The 17,059-nt window shown below is 57.2% G+C and carries 17 protein-coding genes; 7 read left to right on the top strand and 10 right to left on the bottom strand.

Going from position 1 to position 17,059, the window contains the following annotated elements:
- Positions 1-55: 55 nt before the first annotated feature.
- The gene (gene pldA / locus O1724_RS01375; RefSeq protein ID WP_003860803.1) at positions 56-925 is read right to left on the bottom strand and encodes a phospholipase A; all 870 of its coding nucleotides are present in this window, start codon (positions 923-925) and stop codon (positions 56-58) included.
- A 160-nt stretch (positions 926-1,085) separates the two neighbouring features.
- Here pldA and yigI point away from each other — a divergent pair, with 160 nt between their 5' ends.
- Both yigI and rarD read left to right on the top strand, forming a co-directional pair.
- Positions 1,086-1,553: an acyl-CoA thioesterase YigI gene (gene yigI, locus O1724_RS01370; RefSeq protein WP_006812366.1), complete on the top strand. Its 468-nt coding sequence runs from the start codon at positions 1,086-1,088 to the stop codon at positions 1,551-1,553.
- 51 nt (positions 1,554-1,604) lie between these two features.
- Positions 1,605-2,501, top strand: coding sequence for an EamA family transporter RarD (gene rarD, locus O1724_RS01365; RefSeq protein ID WP_017694744.1), 897 nt, complete (start codon positions 1,605-1,607; stop codon positions 2,499-2,501).
- Positions 2,502-2,584: 83 nt separating this feature from the next.
- On the opposite strand, the gene corA is transcribed toward rarD, so the two are convergent.
- From corA to lptM, 8 genes are all read right to left on the bottom strand, one after another.
- Positions 2,585-3,535, bottom strand: coding sequence for a magnesium/cobalt transporter CorA (corA, locus tag O1724_RS01360; protein ID WP_032608220.1), 951 nt, complete (start codon positions 3,533-3,535; stop codon positions 2,585-2,587).
- A 150-nt stretch (positions 3,536-3,685) separates the two neighbouring features.
- Positions 3,686-3,742 (bottom strand): YsgD/CorL family protein, encoded by a 57-nt coding sequence (ysgD, locus tag O1724_RS01355; protein WP_212743980.1) that lies wholly within the window; start codon positions 3,740-3,742, stop codon positions 3,686-3,688.
- A gap of 149 nt (positions 3,743-3,891) precedes the next feature.
- Positions 3,892-6,054 carry a DNA helicase II gene (gene uvrD / locus O1724_RS01350; RefSeq protein ID WP_126296897.1) on the bottom strand — a complete coding sequence of 721 codons (2,163 nt, stop codon included), beginning with the start codon at positions 6,052-6,054 and terminating at the stop codon, positions 3,892-3,894.
- A gap of 79 nt (positions 6,055-6,133) precedes the next feature.
- On the bottom strand, positions 6,134-6,850 hold the full coding sequence (gene yigB, locus O1724_RS01345) for a 5-amino-6-(5-phospho-D-ribitylamino)uracil phosphatase YigB (RefSeq protein ID WP_003860811.1): 717 nt from the start codon (positions 6,848-6,850) through the stop codon (positions 6,134-6,136).
- Positions 6,850-7,752 (bottom strand): tyrosine recombinase XerC, encoded by a 903-nt coding sequence (gene xerC / locus O1724_RS01340; RefSeq protein WP_023315186.1) that lies wholly within the window; start codon positions 7,750-7,752, stop codon positions 6,850-6,852. Before xerC ends, yigB begins: the two co-directional genes overlap by 1 nt.
- Positions 7,749-8,456 carry a DUF484 domain-containing protein gene (locus tag O1724_RS01335; RefSeq protein WP_003860814.1) on the bottom strand — a complete coding sequence of 236 codons (708 nt, stop codon included), beginning with the start codon at positions 8,454-8,456 and terminating at the stop codon, positions 7,749-7,751. The genes xerC and O1724_RS01335 overlap by 4 nt, the downstream gene beginning before the upstream one ends.
- Positions 8,453-9,277, bottom strand: a complete 825-nt coding sequence (gene dapF / locus O1724_RS01330; RefSeq protein ID WP_022646661.1) for a diaminopimelate epimerase — start codon at positions 9,275-9,277, stop codon at positions 8,453-8,455. The genes O1724_RS01335 and dapF overlap by 4 nt, the downstream gene beginning before the upstream one ends.
- A 35-nt stretch (positions 9,278-9,312) precedes the next feature.
- A complete protein-coding gene (lptM, locus tag O1724_RS01325; protein ID WP_003860815.1) occupies positions 9,313-9,516 on the bottom strand; it encodes an LPS translocon maturation chaperone LptM in 204 nt (67 codons plus the stop codon).
- Positions 9,517-9,652: 136 nt separating this feature from the next.
- Between lptM and cyaY the strand changes: the two genes are divergently transcribed.
- The gene (gene cyaY / locus O1724_RS01320; RefSeq protein ID WP_003860816.1) at positions 9,653-9,973 is read left to right on the top strand and encodes an iron donor protein CyaY; all 321 of its coding nucleotides are present in this window, start codon (positions 9,653-9,655) and stop codon (positions 9,971-9,973) included.
- 91 nt (positions 9,974-10,064) lie between these two features.
- Here the strand turns inward: cyaY and cyaA are convergent, their stop codons facing one another.
- Complete coding sequence (cyaA, locus tag O1724_RS01315; RefSeq protein WP_126296889.1) at positions 10,065-12,608, bottom strand: class I adenylate cyclase; 2,544 nt, start codon at positions 12,606-12,608, stop codon at positions 10,065-10,067.
- 350 nt (positions 12,609-12,958) lie between these two features.
- Here cyaA and hemC point away from each other — a divergent pair, with 350 nt between their 5' ends.
- From hemC to hemY, 4 genes are read left to right on the top strand one after another with little or no spacing between them, the layout of a single operon-like run.
- Positions 12,959-13,900, top strand: coding sequence for a hydroxymethylbilane synthase (gene hemC, locus O1724_RS01310; protein ID WP_003860817.1), 942 nt, complete (start codon positions 12,959-12,961; stop codon positions 13,898-13,900).
- Positions 13,897-14,637, top strand: a complete 741-nt coding sequence (hemD, locus tag O1724_RS01305) for a uroporphyrinogen-III synthase (RefSeq protein ID WP_003860818.1) — start codon at positions 13,897-13,899, stop codon at positions 14,635-14,637. The genes hemC and hemD overlap by 4 nt, the downstream gene beginning before the upstream one ends.
- Positions 14,638-14,657: 20 nt before the next feature.
- Positions 14,658-15,851 carry a uroporphyrinogen-III C-methyltransferase gene (gene hemX / locus O1724_RS01300; RefSeq protein WP_006812379.1) on the top strand — a complete coding sequence of 398 codons (1,194 nt, stop codon included), beginning with the start codon at positions 14,658-14,660 and terminating at the stop codon, positions 15,849-15,851.
- Between the two features lie 2 nt (positions 15,852-15,853).
- The gene (gene hemY, locus O1724_RS01295; protein ID WP_026080629.1) at positions 15,854-17,053 is read left to right on the top strand and encodes a protoheme IX biogenesis protein HemY; all 1,200 of its coding nucleotides are present in this window, start codon (positions 15,854-15,856) and stop codon (positions 17,051-17,053) included.
- The last annotated feature ends 6 nt before the right edge of the window (positions 17,054-17,059 follow it).

Below are 17,059 nucleotides of genomic sequence, written 5' to 3'. Positions count from 1 at the left end.
TTTTCAGCGCCTGAGAGAGAAACTTCAACGTTTAACGCAAAAACATTCGAGCAGCTTAGAAAATATCGTTCAGCATGACGCCCACACCGACGCGGGTCTGGTTGAAGTTGTAGTCGATCAGCGATTCGCCGTAGCCGCTATACACCTGGGTATAGAGACGCACGTGTTTCGTTACCGGGTAGCTCAGGCCCAGCTCTGCACCGCCGTAGCCGGTATTCCAGTTGTACTGGCCTTTGGCGCTCAGCACCGCGTCACCCAGCTGATAGCCCACCTTAAGCTGATAGTATCCCATGTATTTGGTGATATCCGGGTTGTCATCGGTGCTGCCTACTACGTACCACGGCTTCACTTCCACCATGAAATTGCCGTTCTGCGCCATCAGACGCGTATAGATGCGGTTCCAGCTGCGTGAGGTTGGGTCGGAACGACCGTTGGAATCGTGGTTATAGCCCACCTCCACGTCTCGCAGCGTCCAGCCTGCAAACTCATAATCGGTGGCGAAACCGAGGAACAGCTGCGGTTCATAGTTGGTTTCGCGGAACGGTGATGACTCCCCGCTGTTGGAGAGTTGCCACCATGACTTCTGCGTGTAGGACGCGCCAAGTACCGAGTTCGGCCCCAGGATGCCGCGCCAGAACGGGAAGGCGAGGCTGAGCTGGAACTTCACCTCATCTTTACGCGCATTATCAGACCAGTTATAGGAGCTTATCGCCTCTTTGTTGAGATCGCTGGTCTGGGTGTAGATCACGTAGTTTGTGTCATACGGGTACAGCGTGAACGGATTGTCATGCTCCTGAAGCATATTGGCGATGATGCTGCCCTTAACGGCAGGTTTATCATGCACCTCTTTGATCGTCGCTTCCTGCGCATATGCTGTGAGGGGCAGCGCAACCGCCGCCAGTAACCAACCCAGATACGTCCGCATCGGTGGTGTTCTCCTGAAATGGTGACATTTAATGAATAGTTTTGTCCGGGCATTCTACAGACTTCTGCGATAACTTCCGCTTCCTCGTTTCTTAAAGTGGCATTCCTTTATCCTGAAGCATAAAATCAACATTTTGTTAACAACAAGGATGCCACGTCAGATGTCAGCCACACTCACCGCCGAAGAAACCTTAAAGCTCGTGGGCGAGATTTTTGTGTACCACATGCCGTTCAACCGTGCACTGGGTCTTGAGCTGGAGCGATACGAAAAAGACTTCGCTCAGCTGAGTTTCAATAATCAGCCAATGATGGTCGGTAACTGGGCGCAAAGCATTTTGCACGGCGGGGTAATTGCCTCCGCGCTGGACGTGGCGGCCGGTCTGGTGTGCGTGGGCAGCACGCTGACGCGCCACGACACCATCAACGAAGATGAGTTACGCCAGCGCCTGTCGCGCATGGGCACCATCGATTTACGCGTCGACTACCTGCGCCCAGGACGCGGAAACCGCTTCACCTGTACCAGCAGCCTGCTGCGCGCCGGGAATAAAGTTGCCGTCGCCCGCGTTGAGCTGCATAACGAGGAGCAGGTTTATATCGCCAGCGCAACCGCCACTTATATGGTGGGTTGAGACGGCAAATTCGGGTAAAATTACTTCACTTTTTTGTAACGGATTTTCCCGATGGATGCTAAACAGACGCGGCAGGGCGTTTTACTCGCCCTTGCCGCTTATTTTATTTGGGGTATAGCACCGGCGTACTTCAAACTTATCGCCTATGTCCCGGCGGACGAGATCCTCACTCACCGCGTCATCTGGTCGTTTTTCTTCATGATTGCGCTGATGAGTATCAGCCGTCAGTGGTCAGGCGTCAAAACGCTGCTGAAAACCCCGAAGAAGGTCTTCCTGCTCGCCCTCTCTGCGGTGCTGATTGGCGGAAACTGGCTGCTGTTTATCTGGGCGGTGAATAACCATCACATGCTCGAAGCCAGCCTGGGCTACTTTATTAACCCGCTGGTCAATATTTTGCTGGGGATGATTTTCCTCGGCGAGCGCTTTCGCCGGATGCAGTGGGTGGCAGTGATTCTGGCCTTCTGCGGCGTGCTGGTACAGCTGTGGACCTTCGGCTCACTGCCGGTTATCGCCCTGGGGCTGGCGTTCAGCTTTGCCTTCTACGGCCTGGTGCGTAAAAAAATCGCCGTGGAAGCGCAGACGGGAATGCTGTTTGAAACCCTGTGGCTGCTGCCTGTCGCCGCGATCTACCTGTTCGGTATTGCCGACAGCGCCACCAGCCATATGGGCAGCAACCCATGGTCGCTGAACCTGATGCTGATGGCCGCGGGCGTGGTCACGACGATACCCCTGCTGTGCTTCACCGGCGCGGCAACGCGTCTGCGCCTCTCCACGTTGGGCTTCTTCCAGTACATTGGCCCGACGCTGATGTTCCTGCTGGCGGTGGTGTTTTACGGCGAGGTGCCGGGTGCGGATAAGATGGTGACGTTCGCCTTTATCTGGGTGGCGCTGGCCATCTTTGTTGCGGATGCGATTTATACCCAGCGCAGGGTGCGCAAAGGGCTGTGATGTTGCCCTCACCCTAACCCTCTCCCACAGGGAGAGGGAATTCGATCGTAGGGCGGGTAAGCGCAGCGCCACCCGCCAGATTTTTACAGCCAGTTCCGGCGTTTAAAATAGAGATACGGCGCCAGCCCGGCGAGGATCATAAAGATAATCGCCCCCGGGTAGCCAAAGCTCCACTTCAGTTCCGGCATAAACTCGAAGTTCATCCCGTAGCTGGAGGCTACCAGCGTCGGCGGCAGGAACACCACGGACACCACCGAGAAGATCTTGATGATGCGGTTCTGCTCGATGTTGATGAAGCCCATCGCCGCCTGCATCAGGAAGTTGACCTTCTGGAACAGGGATTCGTTGTGCGGCAGCAGGGATTCGATATCGCGTAAGATCTCACGCGCCTGCTCCAGCTGACCGCCCGGCAGACGCGCCTTGCGCACCAGGAAGTTCAGCGCGCGCTGGGTATCCATCAGACACAAACGCACCTTCCAGCCGATATCTTCCAGCTCAGCCAGCGTGGACAACGCTTCGTCGTACTCATCGCCCTGATGGCCTTCCATGATCACGCGGCTCAGCTTTTCCAGGTCGCTGTAGATGTTTTCGATTTCATCCGCCAGCTGTTCGATTTTGGTTTCGAACAGATCCAGCAGCAGCTCATAGGCGTTACCGTCCATCATCGCCTGGCTGCGGGCGCGCATACGGTAGAGACGAAACGCAGGCAGTTCGCGCTCGCGCAGGGTGAACAGGCGGCCATCGCGAATGGTAAACGCCACGGTGGAGTTCCCCGCGTGGTCTTCGGCATCTTCGAAGAAGAAGAAGGAGTGAATGTGCAGGCCGTCTTCGTCTTCAAAAAAACGGGCGGATGCTTCGATGTCTTCCAGTTCCGGGCGCGTTGCCAGGCTTTGCCCCAGCTCAGATTGTACGCGAAGGCGCTCATCGTCGTCCGGCTCGACCAGATCCACCCATACGGCATCAATGAGGGGCTGTGACTCTTCGGCTTCAAGCCGAGTCAGTCGGTTATTTTCGAGTTGAAATGCGCTCAACATGACCGGGACTCCCAATGCAAAAAATATCGGACAGTTCGGTGGGCACACAGAAACAAATTGGGTTTCAGACCATTAAACAGCCTGACTCAGCGCGACGGGAATGATGCAGTCGCTGACAACCACTAAGGCCATCAGCAAGAGGAGATAGCCTTAGGAGTTGTTCCTGGATGACAGGGAATTGAGCCAGTATCTACTGGGTGTGTCCAAGGCGAATGTCCTCTTAGCGTAATCGTGCGCGCATGTTACGCCAGCAATAACTGTGGCGTCAACACGCAACGGAACGCTGAAGGGCATTAATTGACCTTCAACGTATAAGGCTAGCAGATTATTACAAAATAGTGATATTTTTCTGAAAGTTACACACTTTCCAGCTTGGCATAGGCTGCCACCAGCCATTTGATCCCCTGCCCCTGGAACGCTACCTGCAAACGGCTGTGCTCGCCGCTGCCTTCCAGGTTGACGATGGTGCCTTCGCCAAACTTCGAGTGGCGCACGCGCTGGCCCAGCTTGTAACCGGTGTCGGTTTCAGAGATCGGCGAGCCCATACGCTGATGGCTGACCGGACGGCTGATGCTGGCGCGCAGGCGCACCTCTTCCACACACTCTTCCGGCAGTTCGCCGATAAAGCGCGACGGACGGTGATACACCTCTTTCCCGTACAGGCGGCGGGTTTCCGCGTAGGTCAGAGTCAGTTTCTGCATCGCACGGGTCACGCCCACGTAGGCCAGACGACGCTCCTCTTCCAGACGCCCGCCTTCATCCAGCGACATCTGGCTCGGGAACATCCCCTCTTCCATCCCGACGATGAACACCTGCGGGAACTCCAGACCTTTCGCGGAGTGCAGGGTCATCAGCTGAACCGCATCCTGCCAGGTATCGGCCTGCCCTTCACCCGCCTCCAGCGCGGCGTGAGAGAGGAATGCCTGCAACGGCATCAGGTCTTCGTCTTCTTCGTTGTAGCTGAACTGGCGCGTTGCCGTCACCAGTTCCTCTAAGTTCTCAATACGGGTCTGGCCCTTCTCGCCTTTTTCCTGCTCGTACATGGTGCGCAAGCCGGAATCTTTAATCACCCGGTCGGTCTGGACGTGCAGCGGCATGTCGGCCGTTTCCTGCGCCAGTGCGTCGATTAACTCCAGAAAGCGTTGCAATGCGCTGGCGGCGCGCCCGGCGAGGGCTTTTTCCTGTAACAGCTCGCGGCATGCCTGCCACAACGTGAGCTGACGATTGCGCGAGGCCTGACGCACCACGTCCAGCGTACGATCGCCGATGCCGCGCGTCGGTGTGTTCACCACGCGCTCAAATGCCGCATCGTCGTTACGGTTGGCAATCAGACGCAAGTACGAGAGCGCATCTTTGATCTCCTGACGTTCGAAGAAGCGCATACCTCCATAAATGCGGTACGGCATGCTCACCTGCAACAGCGCCTCTTCCAGCACGCGCGACTGGGCGTTGCTGCGATAGAGAATGGCACACTGCTCCAGCGCGCCGCCGTTCTCCTGCCAGGTTTTAATGCGGTTCACAACGAAACGGGCTTCGTCGAGCTCGTTGAAGGCGCAGTAAATCGAAATCGGTTCGCCGTCGACGCCATCGGTCCACAGCTTTTTACCCAGGCGCCCGTTGTTGTTCTCAATCAGGGCGTTGGCCGCGCTCAGAATGTTGCTGGTAGAACGGTAGTTCTGTTCCAGACGGATGGTTTGCGCGCCGGGGAAATCGTTGAGGAAGCGCTGGATGTTCTCCACCTGCGCGCCGCGCCAGCCGTAGATAGACTGGTCGTCATCGCCTACGATCATCACCTTGCCGGTATCCCCGGCCAGCAGGCGGATCCAGGCGTACTGGATGTTGTTGGTATCCTGGAATTCGTCCACCAGGATGTTGGTAAAGCGTTCACGGTAGTGTTGCAGGATATGCGGTTTGTTCAGCCACAGCTCGTGGGCGCGCAGCAGCAGCTCGGCGAAATCCACCAGACCGGCGCGATCGCACGCTTCCTGATAGGCCTTGTAGACGTTCTGCCAGGTCTGCTCGACCGGGTTACCGAAGCTCTGAATATGATGCGGACGCAGCCCTTCGTCTTTTTGACCGTTGATGTACCACATCGCCTGACGCGGCGGCCACTGCTTCTCGTCGAGATTCATCGCCTTGATCAGGCGTTTCAGCAGGCGCAGCTGATCTTCGCTGTCGAGGATCTGGAAATCCTGCGGCAGGTTAGCGTCCATATGGTGCGCGCGCAGCAGACGGTGCGCCAGGCCGTGGAAGGTGCCAACCCACATGCCGCCCTGGCTGGTGCCCATCAGCTGTGCGATACGGTGGCGCATCTCCGCCGCCGCCTTGTTGGTGAACGTCACGGCCATAATCGAGTACGGCGAGCAGTTCTCCACGCTCTGTAGCCAGGCGATACGGTGAACCAGCACGCGCGTCTTACCACTGCCCGCTCCAGCCAGTACCAGCAGGTTTGTACGCGAGGCGGCAACCGCGTCACGCTGTTTATCATTAAGGCTGTCGAGCAGGTAAGAAACGTCCATTGGCACCGTCACGTCATGGCGGGCAGGCAAATGTTTCCACTCGCCAAAACCCTGTTAATTTATACAGAACAATTGATGATTATATCAGCGTCGTGAGGGATGCCAACCGTGAAATTTCCACGTGCGGCAGAAGACGGCTATCCGGGGTAGTCATCAGATCGGCATTTTCCGGCTTGATCCAGCAGGCCTGCATGCCGCAGCGGATCGCCCCGGCGACGTCCGTGGTCAGGTCGTCGCCCACGTGCAGGATCTCACCGAGCGGCAAATCCAGTTTTTCCGCTGCCAGATGATACATATCGTTGAACGGCTTCGAGCGTCCGTGCGGGCCCGCGCGCAGAACGAACTGAAAATAGTTCCCCAGACCAAACAGTTCAGGCTGAGCGTTGCCGTTGGTGATGGCCACCAGCGGCCACTTTTCGGCGAGCTTCGCCAGCGTGTCGTGGGTCTCCTGCGGCACGTCGATCCGACTGCGCCATTTGGCGAAGTTTTCCATGGCCGCTTCGGCACCCGTGGCCGCGTCCTGCGCGCTCAGGCCGGCATTGAGCATCGCCTGCTCAACCGCACGGCGGCGCCATTCGGTCACGTCATGATAAATTTCCGGCTCGGTTTCCCGCAGGGACTGACGCAGCTTCTGGAAATCTTTGTTCTGCATTGTTTTCAGCGCAGGATGGTAGTTCTGCACAAACGCCAGCGACTCCTGCTCGGTACGCAGGATCACCGGACGATTGTCGTAAAGGGTGTCATCAAGATCAAACGTCAGGGCTGAGATCTGACCGAGTGGGCGGTAAAAACGCATTATTTCCCCCGTTTGGCGCGTGGATGCGCCGCGTCATACACCGAGGCAAGGTGTTGGAAGTCTAAGTGGGTATAGATTTGGGTGGTCGACAGATTCGCGTGACCAAGCAGCTCCTGTACCCCACGCAGGTCGCCGCTTGATTCCAGCATGTGCGTCGCAAAGGAGTGGCGCAGCTTGTGGGGGTGAACGTGGCTGTTCAGCCCCTGCTTAATGCCCCACTCCGCAAAGCGCTTCTGCACGTTACGCGCCGAGATCCGCTTGCCGAGTTTCGACAGGAACAGCGCATCTTCGTCGGCGCCAAACAGCCCGCGCAGATCCAGCCAGTGCTCAATCCAGGAGACCGCATTGCGGCCGATCGGCAGGCGGCGCTCTTTGCTGCCCTTGCCCATTACCCACACCTCGCCGGATTCCAGATCGAGGTGCTTCAAGTCGAGGTTCACCAGCTCAGAGAGACGCAGGCCCGCGCCGTACATCACCTCCAGCATCGCGCGGTCGCGCACGGCCAGCGGATCGTTAAGATCGATATCCAGCAGGCGGTTTACGTCGTCGACGTCGATATTTTTCGGCAGATGACGCGGGGCTTTCGGCGTGGCGATCCCTTTTGCCGGGTTGGCTTTCAGACCGCCCTGACTGACCAGCCAGTCGAAGAAACTGCGCAGGGCAGAGAGCCGGAGCGCCAGGCTCGCCGGGCTTAAGTTTTTTTTACGGCTACGCACGACGAACCCGCGTACCGTGGCGGCGTCACATTGTTGCCAGCTTTTCAGGCCGATTTCATCGGCAATCTGCATGATGGCATCAAGCTGACGCTGATAGTTGAGCAGCGTAATAGGGCTGAGCTGGCGTTCTACGCCCAGATAGCGCAGAAAGCGGATGACGTCAGTGGCGAGCAGTCCGTCCGTCATACGCGCTCAATCCAGCGCTCCAGCAACTCAGGCAACATCAGGGCGATCTCCTGCAACAGTTGCGTACCCTGCCCCTGTTCATAGTGATGCGCGTCGCGGCTGGTAAATAACATCACGCCCAGGTCACCATCGCGCCCCATCAGCGACATCGCCACCGAGCCGATAGCTTTGGCTTCCGGCAGCACCACCAGCAGTTCTGGCCCGTTGAGCGGCCCCAGATAATGGTGCTCATGGCCCAGACGCTGAATGCGCAGCGGCTCAAACGCCTGACGGCTCAGCGCCAGATGGGTAAACCCGGACGGCGCGCCAATGCGCCAGCGGTCAGGGAAGAGACGGATCGTCGCGCCTGCCAGCCCCAGCTCGCGCGCCCAGCGGTGGAAGCGGTTGAGGAACTCTTCGAGACTGTGTGCGGAAGCCAGACGCGCCTGAAGGTGTAGAAGACGGTAGAACAGGCTTTCGTTATTGCTGGCCTGCTCCATCAGCAGCGTCATGTTCTCTTCGAGCTGATTGATGTGGTTGCGCGAGCGCGCCATGTGCCATTCAACCAGCGACACGGTCTCGCGAACCGGATGCGGCACGCGCATCCGTTCGACGACGCGTGCATTGCGGATAAAAAACTCAGGATTGTGCAGCAGATAATCCACAACAGTGCTGTCGTCCAGCTCTGTTACAGGTTCCCGCAGTTCTTCCCCTGGTTGCTTCATAGATGGATAAACCCGTCATAAACATGTGTCGCCGGGCCAGTCATGTACAGTGGATGACCCGCTCCTTTCCAGGCGATATCAAGCCGACCGCCTGGTAATTCCACGCGAACCTCTTCTGCCAGTAACCCCTGTGAGATACCGACGGCCACCGCCGCACAGGCACCGCTTCCGCAGGCCTGGGTTTCGCCCGCGCCGCGCTCGTAAACCCGCAGGCGAATATGTTCACGCTTCACCACTTGCATGAAACCGATGTTCGCCCGCTCCGGGAAGCGCTCGTGGCTTTCCAGCACCGGGCCGAGCGTTTCAACCGCCGCGGTTTGCACATCATCCACCTGAATCACGCAGTGCGGGTTACCCATTGAGACGACGCCGCACAATACTGTCTGCTCGGCGGCACGCATGATATAGGTCTTTTCCGCTTTGTTGGCGCGAAACGGCACGGCAGAGGGTTCGAAGTTCGGCTCTCCCATGTTCACGCGCACCAGTTCGTCGTCGGTGACGCTGAGCACCATCCGGCCATTGGCGGTGCTGACGCGGATATCGCGCTTGTTGGTCAGCCCTTTCAGCCGAACAAAGCGGGCAAAACAGCGCGCGCCGTTGCCGCACTGGGAAACTTCGCTGCCGTCGGCGTTAAAAATGCGATAGTGAAAGTCCAGGTCAGGATCGTAAGGCGGCTCCACCACCAGCAGCTGGTCAAACCCCACGCCCACGTGTCGATCCGCCAGACGACGGATCAGTTCCGGGGAGAAAAAGACATTCTGCGTTACCGCGTCGACGACCATAAAGTCGTTGCCAAGGCCATGCATTTTAGAGAACTGCATCATTTGCTCCATTGCGCGGGTACAGAACGTAATTGTCAGAGATTGACCTGAGTCGGGCCGCCGTTATTGCCGCGATCGTTGGTATCCGGCGTAGATGACTCGATACCACTTTGCACCGGTTTTGTCGGCGGTGGTGCGTTTTTATCCTCTGGCGGGAAGTACAGTGGTCCCTTCAGTCCACAGCCGGTCAGGCTAAACAGAGTGACAAGAACGACAAGCGTTCGGAAGACGTTTTTCATGTAGAGGTTGCCCGTAAGTTCAAATCTGTTTCTATCATCGCAGGAGAAGACACAAAAGCAAGAGTTTGCCGCTTTCCTGCAACGGGAATTATTTAGCGTTATACTGCCGCCATCACGAAAAAACAGGAATAAAACCATGAACGACAGTGAATTTCATCGCCTTGCCGATACCCTGTGGATGACCATCGAAGAGCGTATCGACGACTGGGACGGCGACAGCGATATCGATTGTGAAATCAACGGCGGGATCCTGACCTTAAGCTTCGAAAACGGCAGCAAGATTATTATTAACCGTCAGGAGCCGCTTCACCAGGTGTGGCTGGCGGCGAAACAGGGCGGCTATCACTTTGATCTGAAAGGTGACGAGTGGGTCTGCGACCGCAGCGGCGAAACGTTCTGGGATCTGCTGGAGCAGGCAGCGACCGCGCAGGCGGGTGAGGACGTGAGTTTCAGGTAGTTTTGTTGCCCGGTGGCGGCTACGCCTTACCGGGCCTACAACGGCTCGAACCGTAGGCCGGGTAAGCGATAGCGCCACCCGGCGAAAAGCCTCAGGAAAAATACTGCTGCAACAGCGGCGCAGTTTCCTGGTTAGCGGGCGCCGCAGGGGTAATCGCCTGCGTACGGAACGGGATCACCTGCGCTCGCCCATCCACATTCACAATCTGGTAGAACTGCGGCAGGTTGAAGTTGATAAAACTTGAGCCGTAGGTAAAGCGATCGTGCGAAGACGAATAGAAGCGGCTGACGTCGCGCACCAGCTCCTCTTTGCTGCCTTCACAGTGGTGATACACCTCGGCACGGTTGGTTTCATCCAGAATGTAGATGTTAAACCCGGCATTATCGCCCGACTCTTCGAAGAAGAACTGAATAATCCCTTCACTCGCAAAGCCATCCACCACCTGCGGCAGCTTAACGTGGTTGGTTTCCACCTGAACCGACAGGCCATGCAGTTTGTTGTGTGAAATCGCGCCGTAGAATTCAATGGCGTTCTCCAGCTTCTGCACCGACACGTTCAGGCGCTCAAAGAACAGGCCCCAGGTCTGGCCGGAGACGCGCAGCGCTTTAAAGCGCCCGGTTTCCTGACGGGTGCTGGAGAGACGCAGTTCGATGCACTCAGACACCAGCTGCTGCACGCGGGTACGAATCAGGCCGCGCAGGTGCTGGCTGTAGCAGAACACCTCCACGCTGTCCGGGGGTGCGGCATCCTGGTGCATCTTGCCGAGGATCGTTTTCAGCGCCTCGATCATCGCCTGCTCGCCGTTAAAGTGTAAGGTACGCACTTCGGTCCACGAGTTGCGGTACAGCAGATCCACGCTACCCACCAGGCAGTTTTGCTGCTCGCCGAAGCTAAAGACGTCCAGCTTGCGGAAGTCAAAGTGAACCACCTGATTGCGGAAGGCCGCCGTCGGGTCGTATTCCAGGTTGACGATGATCGCCAGATGGCGAATCTCACACGGGCTGTAGAGCGCTTTTGGCGTCGGCGCAGGCAGACGCAGCGGGAAGTGGTGCGAGACATCCGCCACCATCTCCTGCAACTTGGCTAAATCGACCACCTCGTTACCCTTGATAAACAACCGGGTGCGTGAGGTGAGAAGGCCGTTAAACCAGGCCCAGGCCACCAGCTTGTTCAGATAGCGGTTATATTCCAGCGGCTGATGGCTGATGATCGAATCCATGCTTGGCGCACGGTTGTACAGATACCACCCGGTGCGGTTTGCGCGGCCCGGCGGCACGTAGATAAAGGTCAGATTCGGCTCAGACAGGTCAGGCGAAATCTGTGGGTTAACCAGCGTAACCTTGCCCGGCAACGCTTCAAACGCGGCGTACAGTTTACGGGTCAGCACCCCGATATCCTGTGGGCTGGCAGAAACGCTAAGGTTGTTACGGCGGGCAAAGCGGATCAGGTTGCGGTAGCTCTGCATCATCGCATCAAGCAGTTCGTTGTGCGCCTCGCGCACCTGATCGATCTTCCAGTTGGCGCGGTTGTCCAGCATGGCGAGACGCGCTTCGTCCCATCCCCACTCTTTGACTAACTGGCTGACGACTTCACGACGCCAGCCCACGCAGGCGCGTTCGCGGCTCAGTTTTTCACAAACTTTGAGATAGAAACATCGACGCACCAGGTCAAGACGCGTGGCGTCCTCAATGGCTGTCAGGTATTCGGTGACGCGTTCCAGCATCATGCAGTAGGCATCAAGCCCGTAGGAGACGATCTCCCCGTCGTGCAGACGCTGTTTAATATCTTTCGCCAGCAGGCGCGGCGTGGGGTATTCCCAGGAGTAAGCTTCCAGCAGCAGGGTTTTCAGCACCGCTTTGTACGGTGAATCAATGCTCTTGTAAAGCTGCCAGAGGCTTGCGCCAAAGTACTCTTCGGCGGACAGGGAGCTCAGGCCGCCCAGATCCAGCCACTCGTTTGGCGTCAGAACGCCCTGCGAGTAAAGCGACATGACGTAGTCGTCATAATTCTCTTCTTCATCGCACGGCACCATATTCCACAGAATACGTTTCCCGGCCAGGCGAACGGCAGTACGGTAAAACTCATCCAGCAACAGGATGTGCTGAGTCGAGCCGCAGTCTTCACCACCCAGACTGCCGCTTTCGTTATGGCGGAAACGGTTTTCATCAATCAGGAAGAAGCTCACTTCCACGCCGAGCGACGCCGCCCAGCTCTCCAGCAGGCTGCATTTACGCTGCAACAGCTGGCGCTCTTCATTGTCGAGCCAGGACTGATGGCAGACCCAGATATCCAGGTCAGAAGAGCAGCTTTGCCCAACCGATGATGTGCTGCCCATGGAGTAAACCCCAGTAATCGGTAGCTCGCCTTTCGGCGAATCCTGCGGCGGCATACCACGGTAGAGTTCAAGTTCAGTCAGGTAATGCTGTTGGGTTTCATCAGGCGTGAAGAGGCAAATGCCCTGGGGAACGTTACCATCGAGGTAACCCGGCATTAGCGGATGGTGATAGTGCAACAATGTCGGCAGAAGACTGTATACCTGCTGGAAAGCAGGGCCCATGGCAGCAAGCGCGCGATCCACGCGCAATTGATTGATGGCATCCAGTCTCTGTTTCAGAGTCTCAATATAGAGGTACAAGACGTATCGCCTGATGTTTCCGGGTGTCGCATGCCAGTCAGAACAGAAAAAGCAGCGGACCCGCAGTATTTCAAAAAATAACCGTTACCCTTTTTTCGCCTTTTGCTTTTCTGGTGGTACAGACGAAAAAATGGTCTAAAACGTGATCAATTTAACACCTTGCCGGTTGACCGTAAAGAAAGATGCGCTACATACAAGTGTAGCACCGTTCTGTACGTGTAAATTCCTGAATACGGCGATGGCTGACGAATACGCCGCCCTGTCCCTCTCACTCTTCATCAACCGTAAAACTGCCATCCGAGTGTCAACAATGTTAGGATGGTTAGCGATTGATAATGACGGTAACAAGCATGTTAGACAATGTTTTGAGAATTGCCACACGCCAAAGTCCTCTTGCACTCTGGCAGGCACATTATGTTAAGCAGCGCCTGGAAGCCTGCCACACCGGATTACGCGTTGAGCTGGTGCCAATGGTTACGCGTGGCGATGTCATTCTGGATACGCCGCTGGCCAAAGTGGGCGGAAAAGGTCTGTTTGTCAAAGAGCTGGAGCTGGCATTGCTTGAGAACCGCGCCGATATCGCCGTGCATTCGATGAAGGATGTGCCCGTTGAGTTCCCGGAAGGGCTGGGGCTGGTGACCATCTGCGAGCGCGAGGATCCGCGCGATGCGTTTGTCTCTAATCGCTATGACTCGCTTGATGCGTTGCCGGCAGGCAGCGTGGTCGGCACGTCAAGTTTACGCCGCCAGTGTCAGCTGGCTGAACGTCGCCCGGATCTGGTGATTCGCTCGCTGCGTGGGAACGTCGGCACACGCCTTGGCAAGCTGGATAACGGCGACTACGATGCCATTATTCTTGCGGTTGCGGGCCTGAAACGCCTGGAGCTGGAAGAACGCATTCGCGTGGCGTTGCCGCCGGAGCTGTCGCTGCCCGCCGTCGGCCAGGGCGCCGTCGGCATTGAGTGTCGTCTGGATGATGTGCGCACTCAGGCACTGCTGGCGCCGCTGAATCATGACGATACCGCCGTTCGCGTAAAAGCCGAGCGCGCGATGAATACACGCCTCGAAGGAGGCTGTCAGGTGCCAATTGGCAGCTATGCTGAATTAACTGACGGTGAACTGTGGCTGCGTGCGCTGGTTGGCGCGCCGGACGGCTCGCATATGGTTCGCGGTGAACGTCGCGGCAAACCGCAAGATGCCGAGGCGCTTGGCGTATCGCTGGCGGAAGAGCTGCTAAATAACGGCGCACGTGAAATTCTGGCCGAGGTCTATAACGGAGAGCCCCCTGCATGAGCATACTTGTCACCCGCCCTTCTCCCGCAGGAGAGCAGTTAGTGAGCCGTCTGCGCGCACTGGGGCAGGTGGCCTGGAGTTTTCCGCTGATTGAATTCTCCCCCGGTCGCGAGCTGCCTGAGCTCGCTGACCAGATGCGTCTCTTGCAGGAAGGCGATCTGCTCTTTGCGCTGTCGCAGCATGCAGTGGAGTTTGCCCATGCGCAGCTGCAACAACAGGGCGTTCGCTGGCCTCACGCCCCCCGCTATTTCGCCATCGGGCGCACTACGGCGCTGGCCTTACATACCGCGAGCGGAATCGATGTTCGTTACCCGTTAGATCGGGAAATCAGCGAAGTCTTGCTACAATTACCTGAATTACAAAACATTGCCGGAAAGCGCGCGCTTATTTTGCGCGGCAACGGTGGCCGCGAACTGCTGGGCGAGACGCTGCGCGAACGCGGCGCAGACGTGACGTTTGTGGAGTGCTATCAGCGCTGTGCAAAACACTATGATGGCGCGGAAGAAGCAATGCGCTGGCACGCCCGCGGTATTAATACGCTGGTGGTCACCAGCGGTGAAATGTTACAACAGCTTTGGTCGCTGATTCCGCTTTGGTATCGCGAAAACTGGTTACTCCGCTGTCGGCTTCTGGTCGTCAGTGAGCGTCTGGCGAACCACGCCCGGGAACTGGGCTGGCAGGATATTCGGATCGCTGAAAACGCCGACAACGATGCGCTGCTGCGCGCATTACAATAACTCTCAAATGGGAAGCCATAATGACGGAACACGAAAAATCCTCCGCCGTGGTTGAAGAGACCAGGGAGACTGTGGACACCACGTCACAGCCAGAGACGACAGACACAACCGTTGAGAAGAAAAACGGCAGCAATAAAACCAGCCTCACGCTGAGCGTGATTGCCATCGCGATTGCGCTGGCCGCAGGCGTGGGTCTCTACGGACTGGTGAAGAAACAAGGCACCAACCAGACGGCCACCAGCGACGCGCTGGTTAACCAAATCACTGCCCTACAGAAAGCGCAGGAGACGCAAAAAGCTGAGCTGGAAGGTGTGATCAAACAGCAGGCTGCCGCCCTCGCCGACGCGAACAGCAAACGTGAAGAGTTGACCAAACAGCTGAGCGAAGTGCAGGAAAAAGTCGCCACAATTTCGGGAACCGATGCCAAAACCTGGCTACTTTCACAGGCCGATTTTCTGGTGAAACTGGCCGGGCGCAAGCTCTGGAGCGATCAGGATGTCACCACCGCCGCCGCGCTGCTGAAAAGCGCCGACGCAAGCCTGGCTGATATGAACGATCCGAGCCTCATCAACGCACGCCGCGCTATTACGGAAGATATCGCCAGCCTGTCCGCGGTTTCTCAGGTCGACTACGACGGTATCATCCTTAAGGTGAATCAGCTCTCGAACCAGATTGATAACCTTCAGCTGGCCGATAACAACGACGATGACTCTCCGATGGATTCCGACGGTACCGAGCTGTCCAGTTCCCTGAGCGAATGGCGTATCAACCTGCAAAAGAGCTGGCAGAACTTTATGGACAGCTTTATTACCATTCGCCGCCGCGATGAAACTGCCGTGCCGCTGCTGGCACCGAACCAGGACGTCTATCTACGCGAAAACATTCGTTCCCGCCTGCTGGTCGCGGCGCAGGCCGTGCCGCGTCACCAGGAAGAGACCTACAAACAGGCGCTGGATAACGTTTCAACCTGGGTACGTGCTTACTACGATACCAATGATGCAACCACGACCGCGTTCCTTGAGGATATCGACAAGCTGAGCCAGCAAAACATCACCATGAACGTACCGGACAAGCTGGAAAGCCAGCCGATTCTGGAGAAGATCATGCAGACGCGCGTGCGTAACTTGCTGGCCCAGCCGGGCGTTCCGGCAGAGCGTCCGGCTGAAGCACCTGCCGCCGCGCCAGCGCCTGAAAGCGCGCCGCAAGGAGAGTAATGATGCTAAAAGTCTTCTTACTCTTCATCCTGCTGATCGCCGGGATTGTACTGGGGCCGATGCTTGCGGGTCACCAGGGTTACGTATTGATCCAGACCGATAACTACAACATCGAAACCAGCGTAACAGGGCTGGTGATTATCCTGATCCTGGGTGTGGTCGTTCTGCTGGCAGTGGAGTGGCTCCTGCGTCGTATTTTCCGTACCGGCGTACATACGCGCGGCTGGTTCGTTGGCCGTAAGCGCCGTCGCGCCCGTAAGCAGACCGAGCAGGCATTGCTGAAGCTGGCCGAAGGCGACTATCAGCAGGTTGAAAAGCTAATGTCGAAAAATGCCGACCATGCAGAACAGCCGGTTGTTAACTATCTGCTGGCCGCTGAGGCGGCGCAACAGCGAGGCGATGAGGCCCGCGCCAATCAGCATCTTGAACGCGCGTCTGAGCTCTCTACTAAGGATCCGATTCCGGTTGAGATCACCCGCGTTCGTCTGCAACTGGCGCGCAATGAAAACCATGCCGCACGTCACGGCGTTGACCGTCTGCTGGAAATTACCCCTCGTCATCCGGAAGTGCTGCGTCTTGCTGAGCAGGCATATATTCGGACCGGTGCATGGGGCTCGCTGCTGGACATTATCCCTTCCATGGCGAAAGCCGACGTGGGTGATGATGAACATCGTGATGAACTTCAGCGTCTGGCCTGGATTGGCCTGATGGATCAGGCGCGCGCCGATCTCGGCAGCGACGGCCTGAAAACCTGGTGGAAAAACCAGAGCCGCAAAACGCGCCAGCAGGTTCCTCTTCAGGTTGCGATGGCAGAACATCTGATTGAGTGTGACGACCATGACACCGCGCAGGAGATCCTCCTCGACGGTCTCAAGCGACAGTATGATGACCGCCTGGTGATGGTCATCCCGCGTCTGAAAACCAACAATCCGGAACAAATTGAAAAAGCACTGCGCCAGCAGATCAAAACCGTGGGCGATCGTCCGCTGCTGTGGAGTACGCTGGGCCAGTCTCTGATGAAACACGGCGAGTGGCAGGAGGCGAGTCTCGCCTTCCGCGCCGCGCTGAAGCAACGCCCGGACGCATTTGATTACGCCTGGCTTGCTGATTCGCTGGACAAGCAACACAAGCCGGAAGAGGCCGCAGCTATGCGCCGTGATGGGCTGTTATTGACGTTGCAAAATAACGGAACGCAGCAGTAATTAACA

Source organism: Enterobacter cloacae complex sp. HYC074_NIDB (assembly GCF_056673345.1).
The sequence above is the reverse complement of the archived record's forward strand: the minus strand, read 5'-3'. Positions and strand labels throughout refer to the sequence as shown.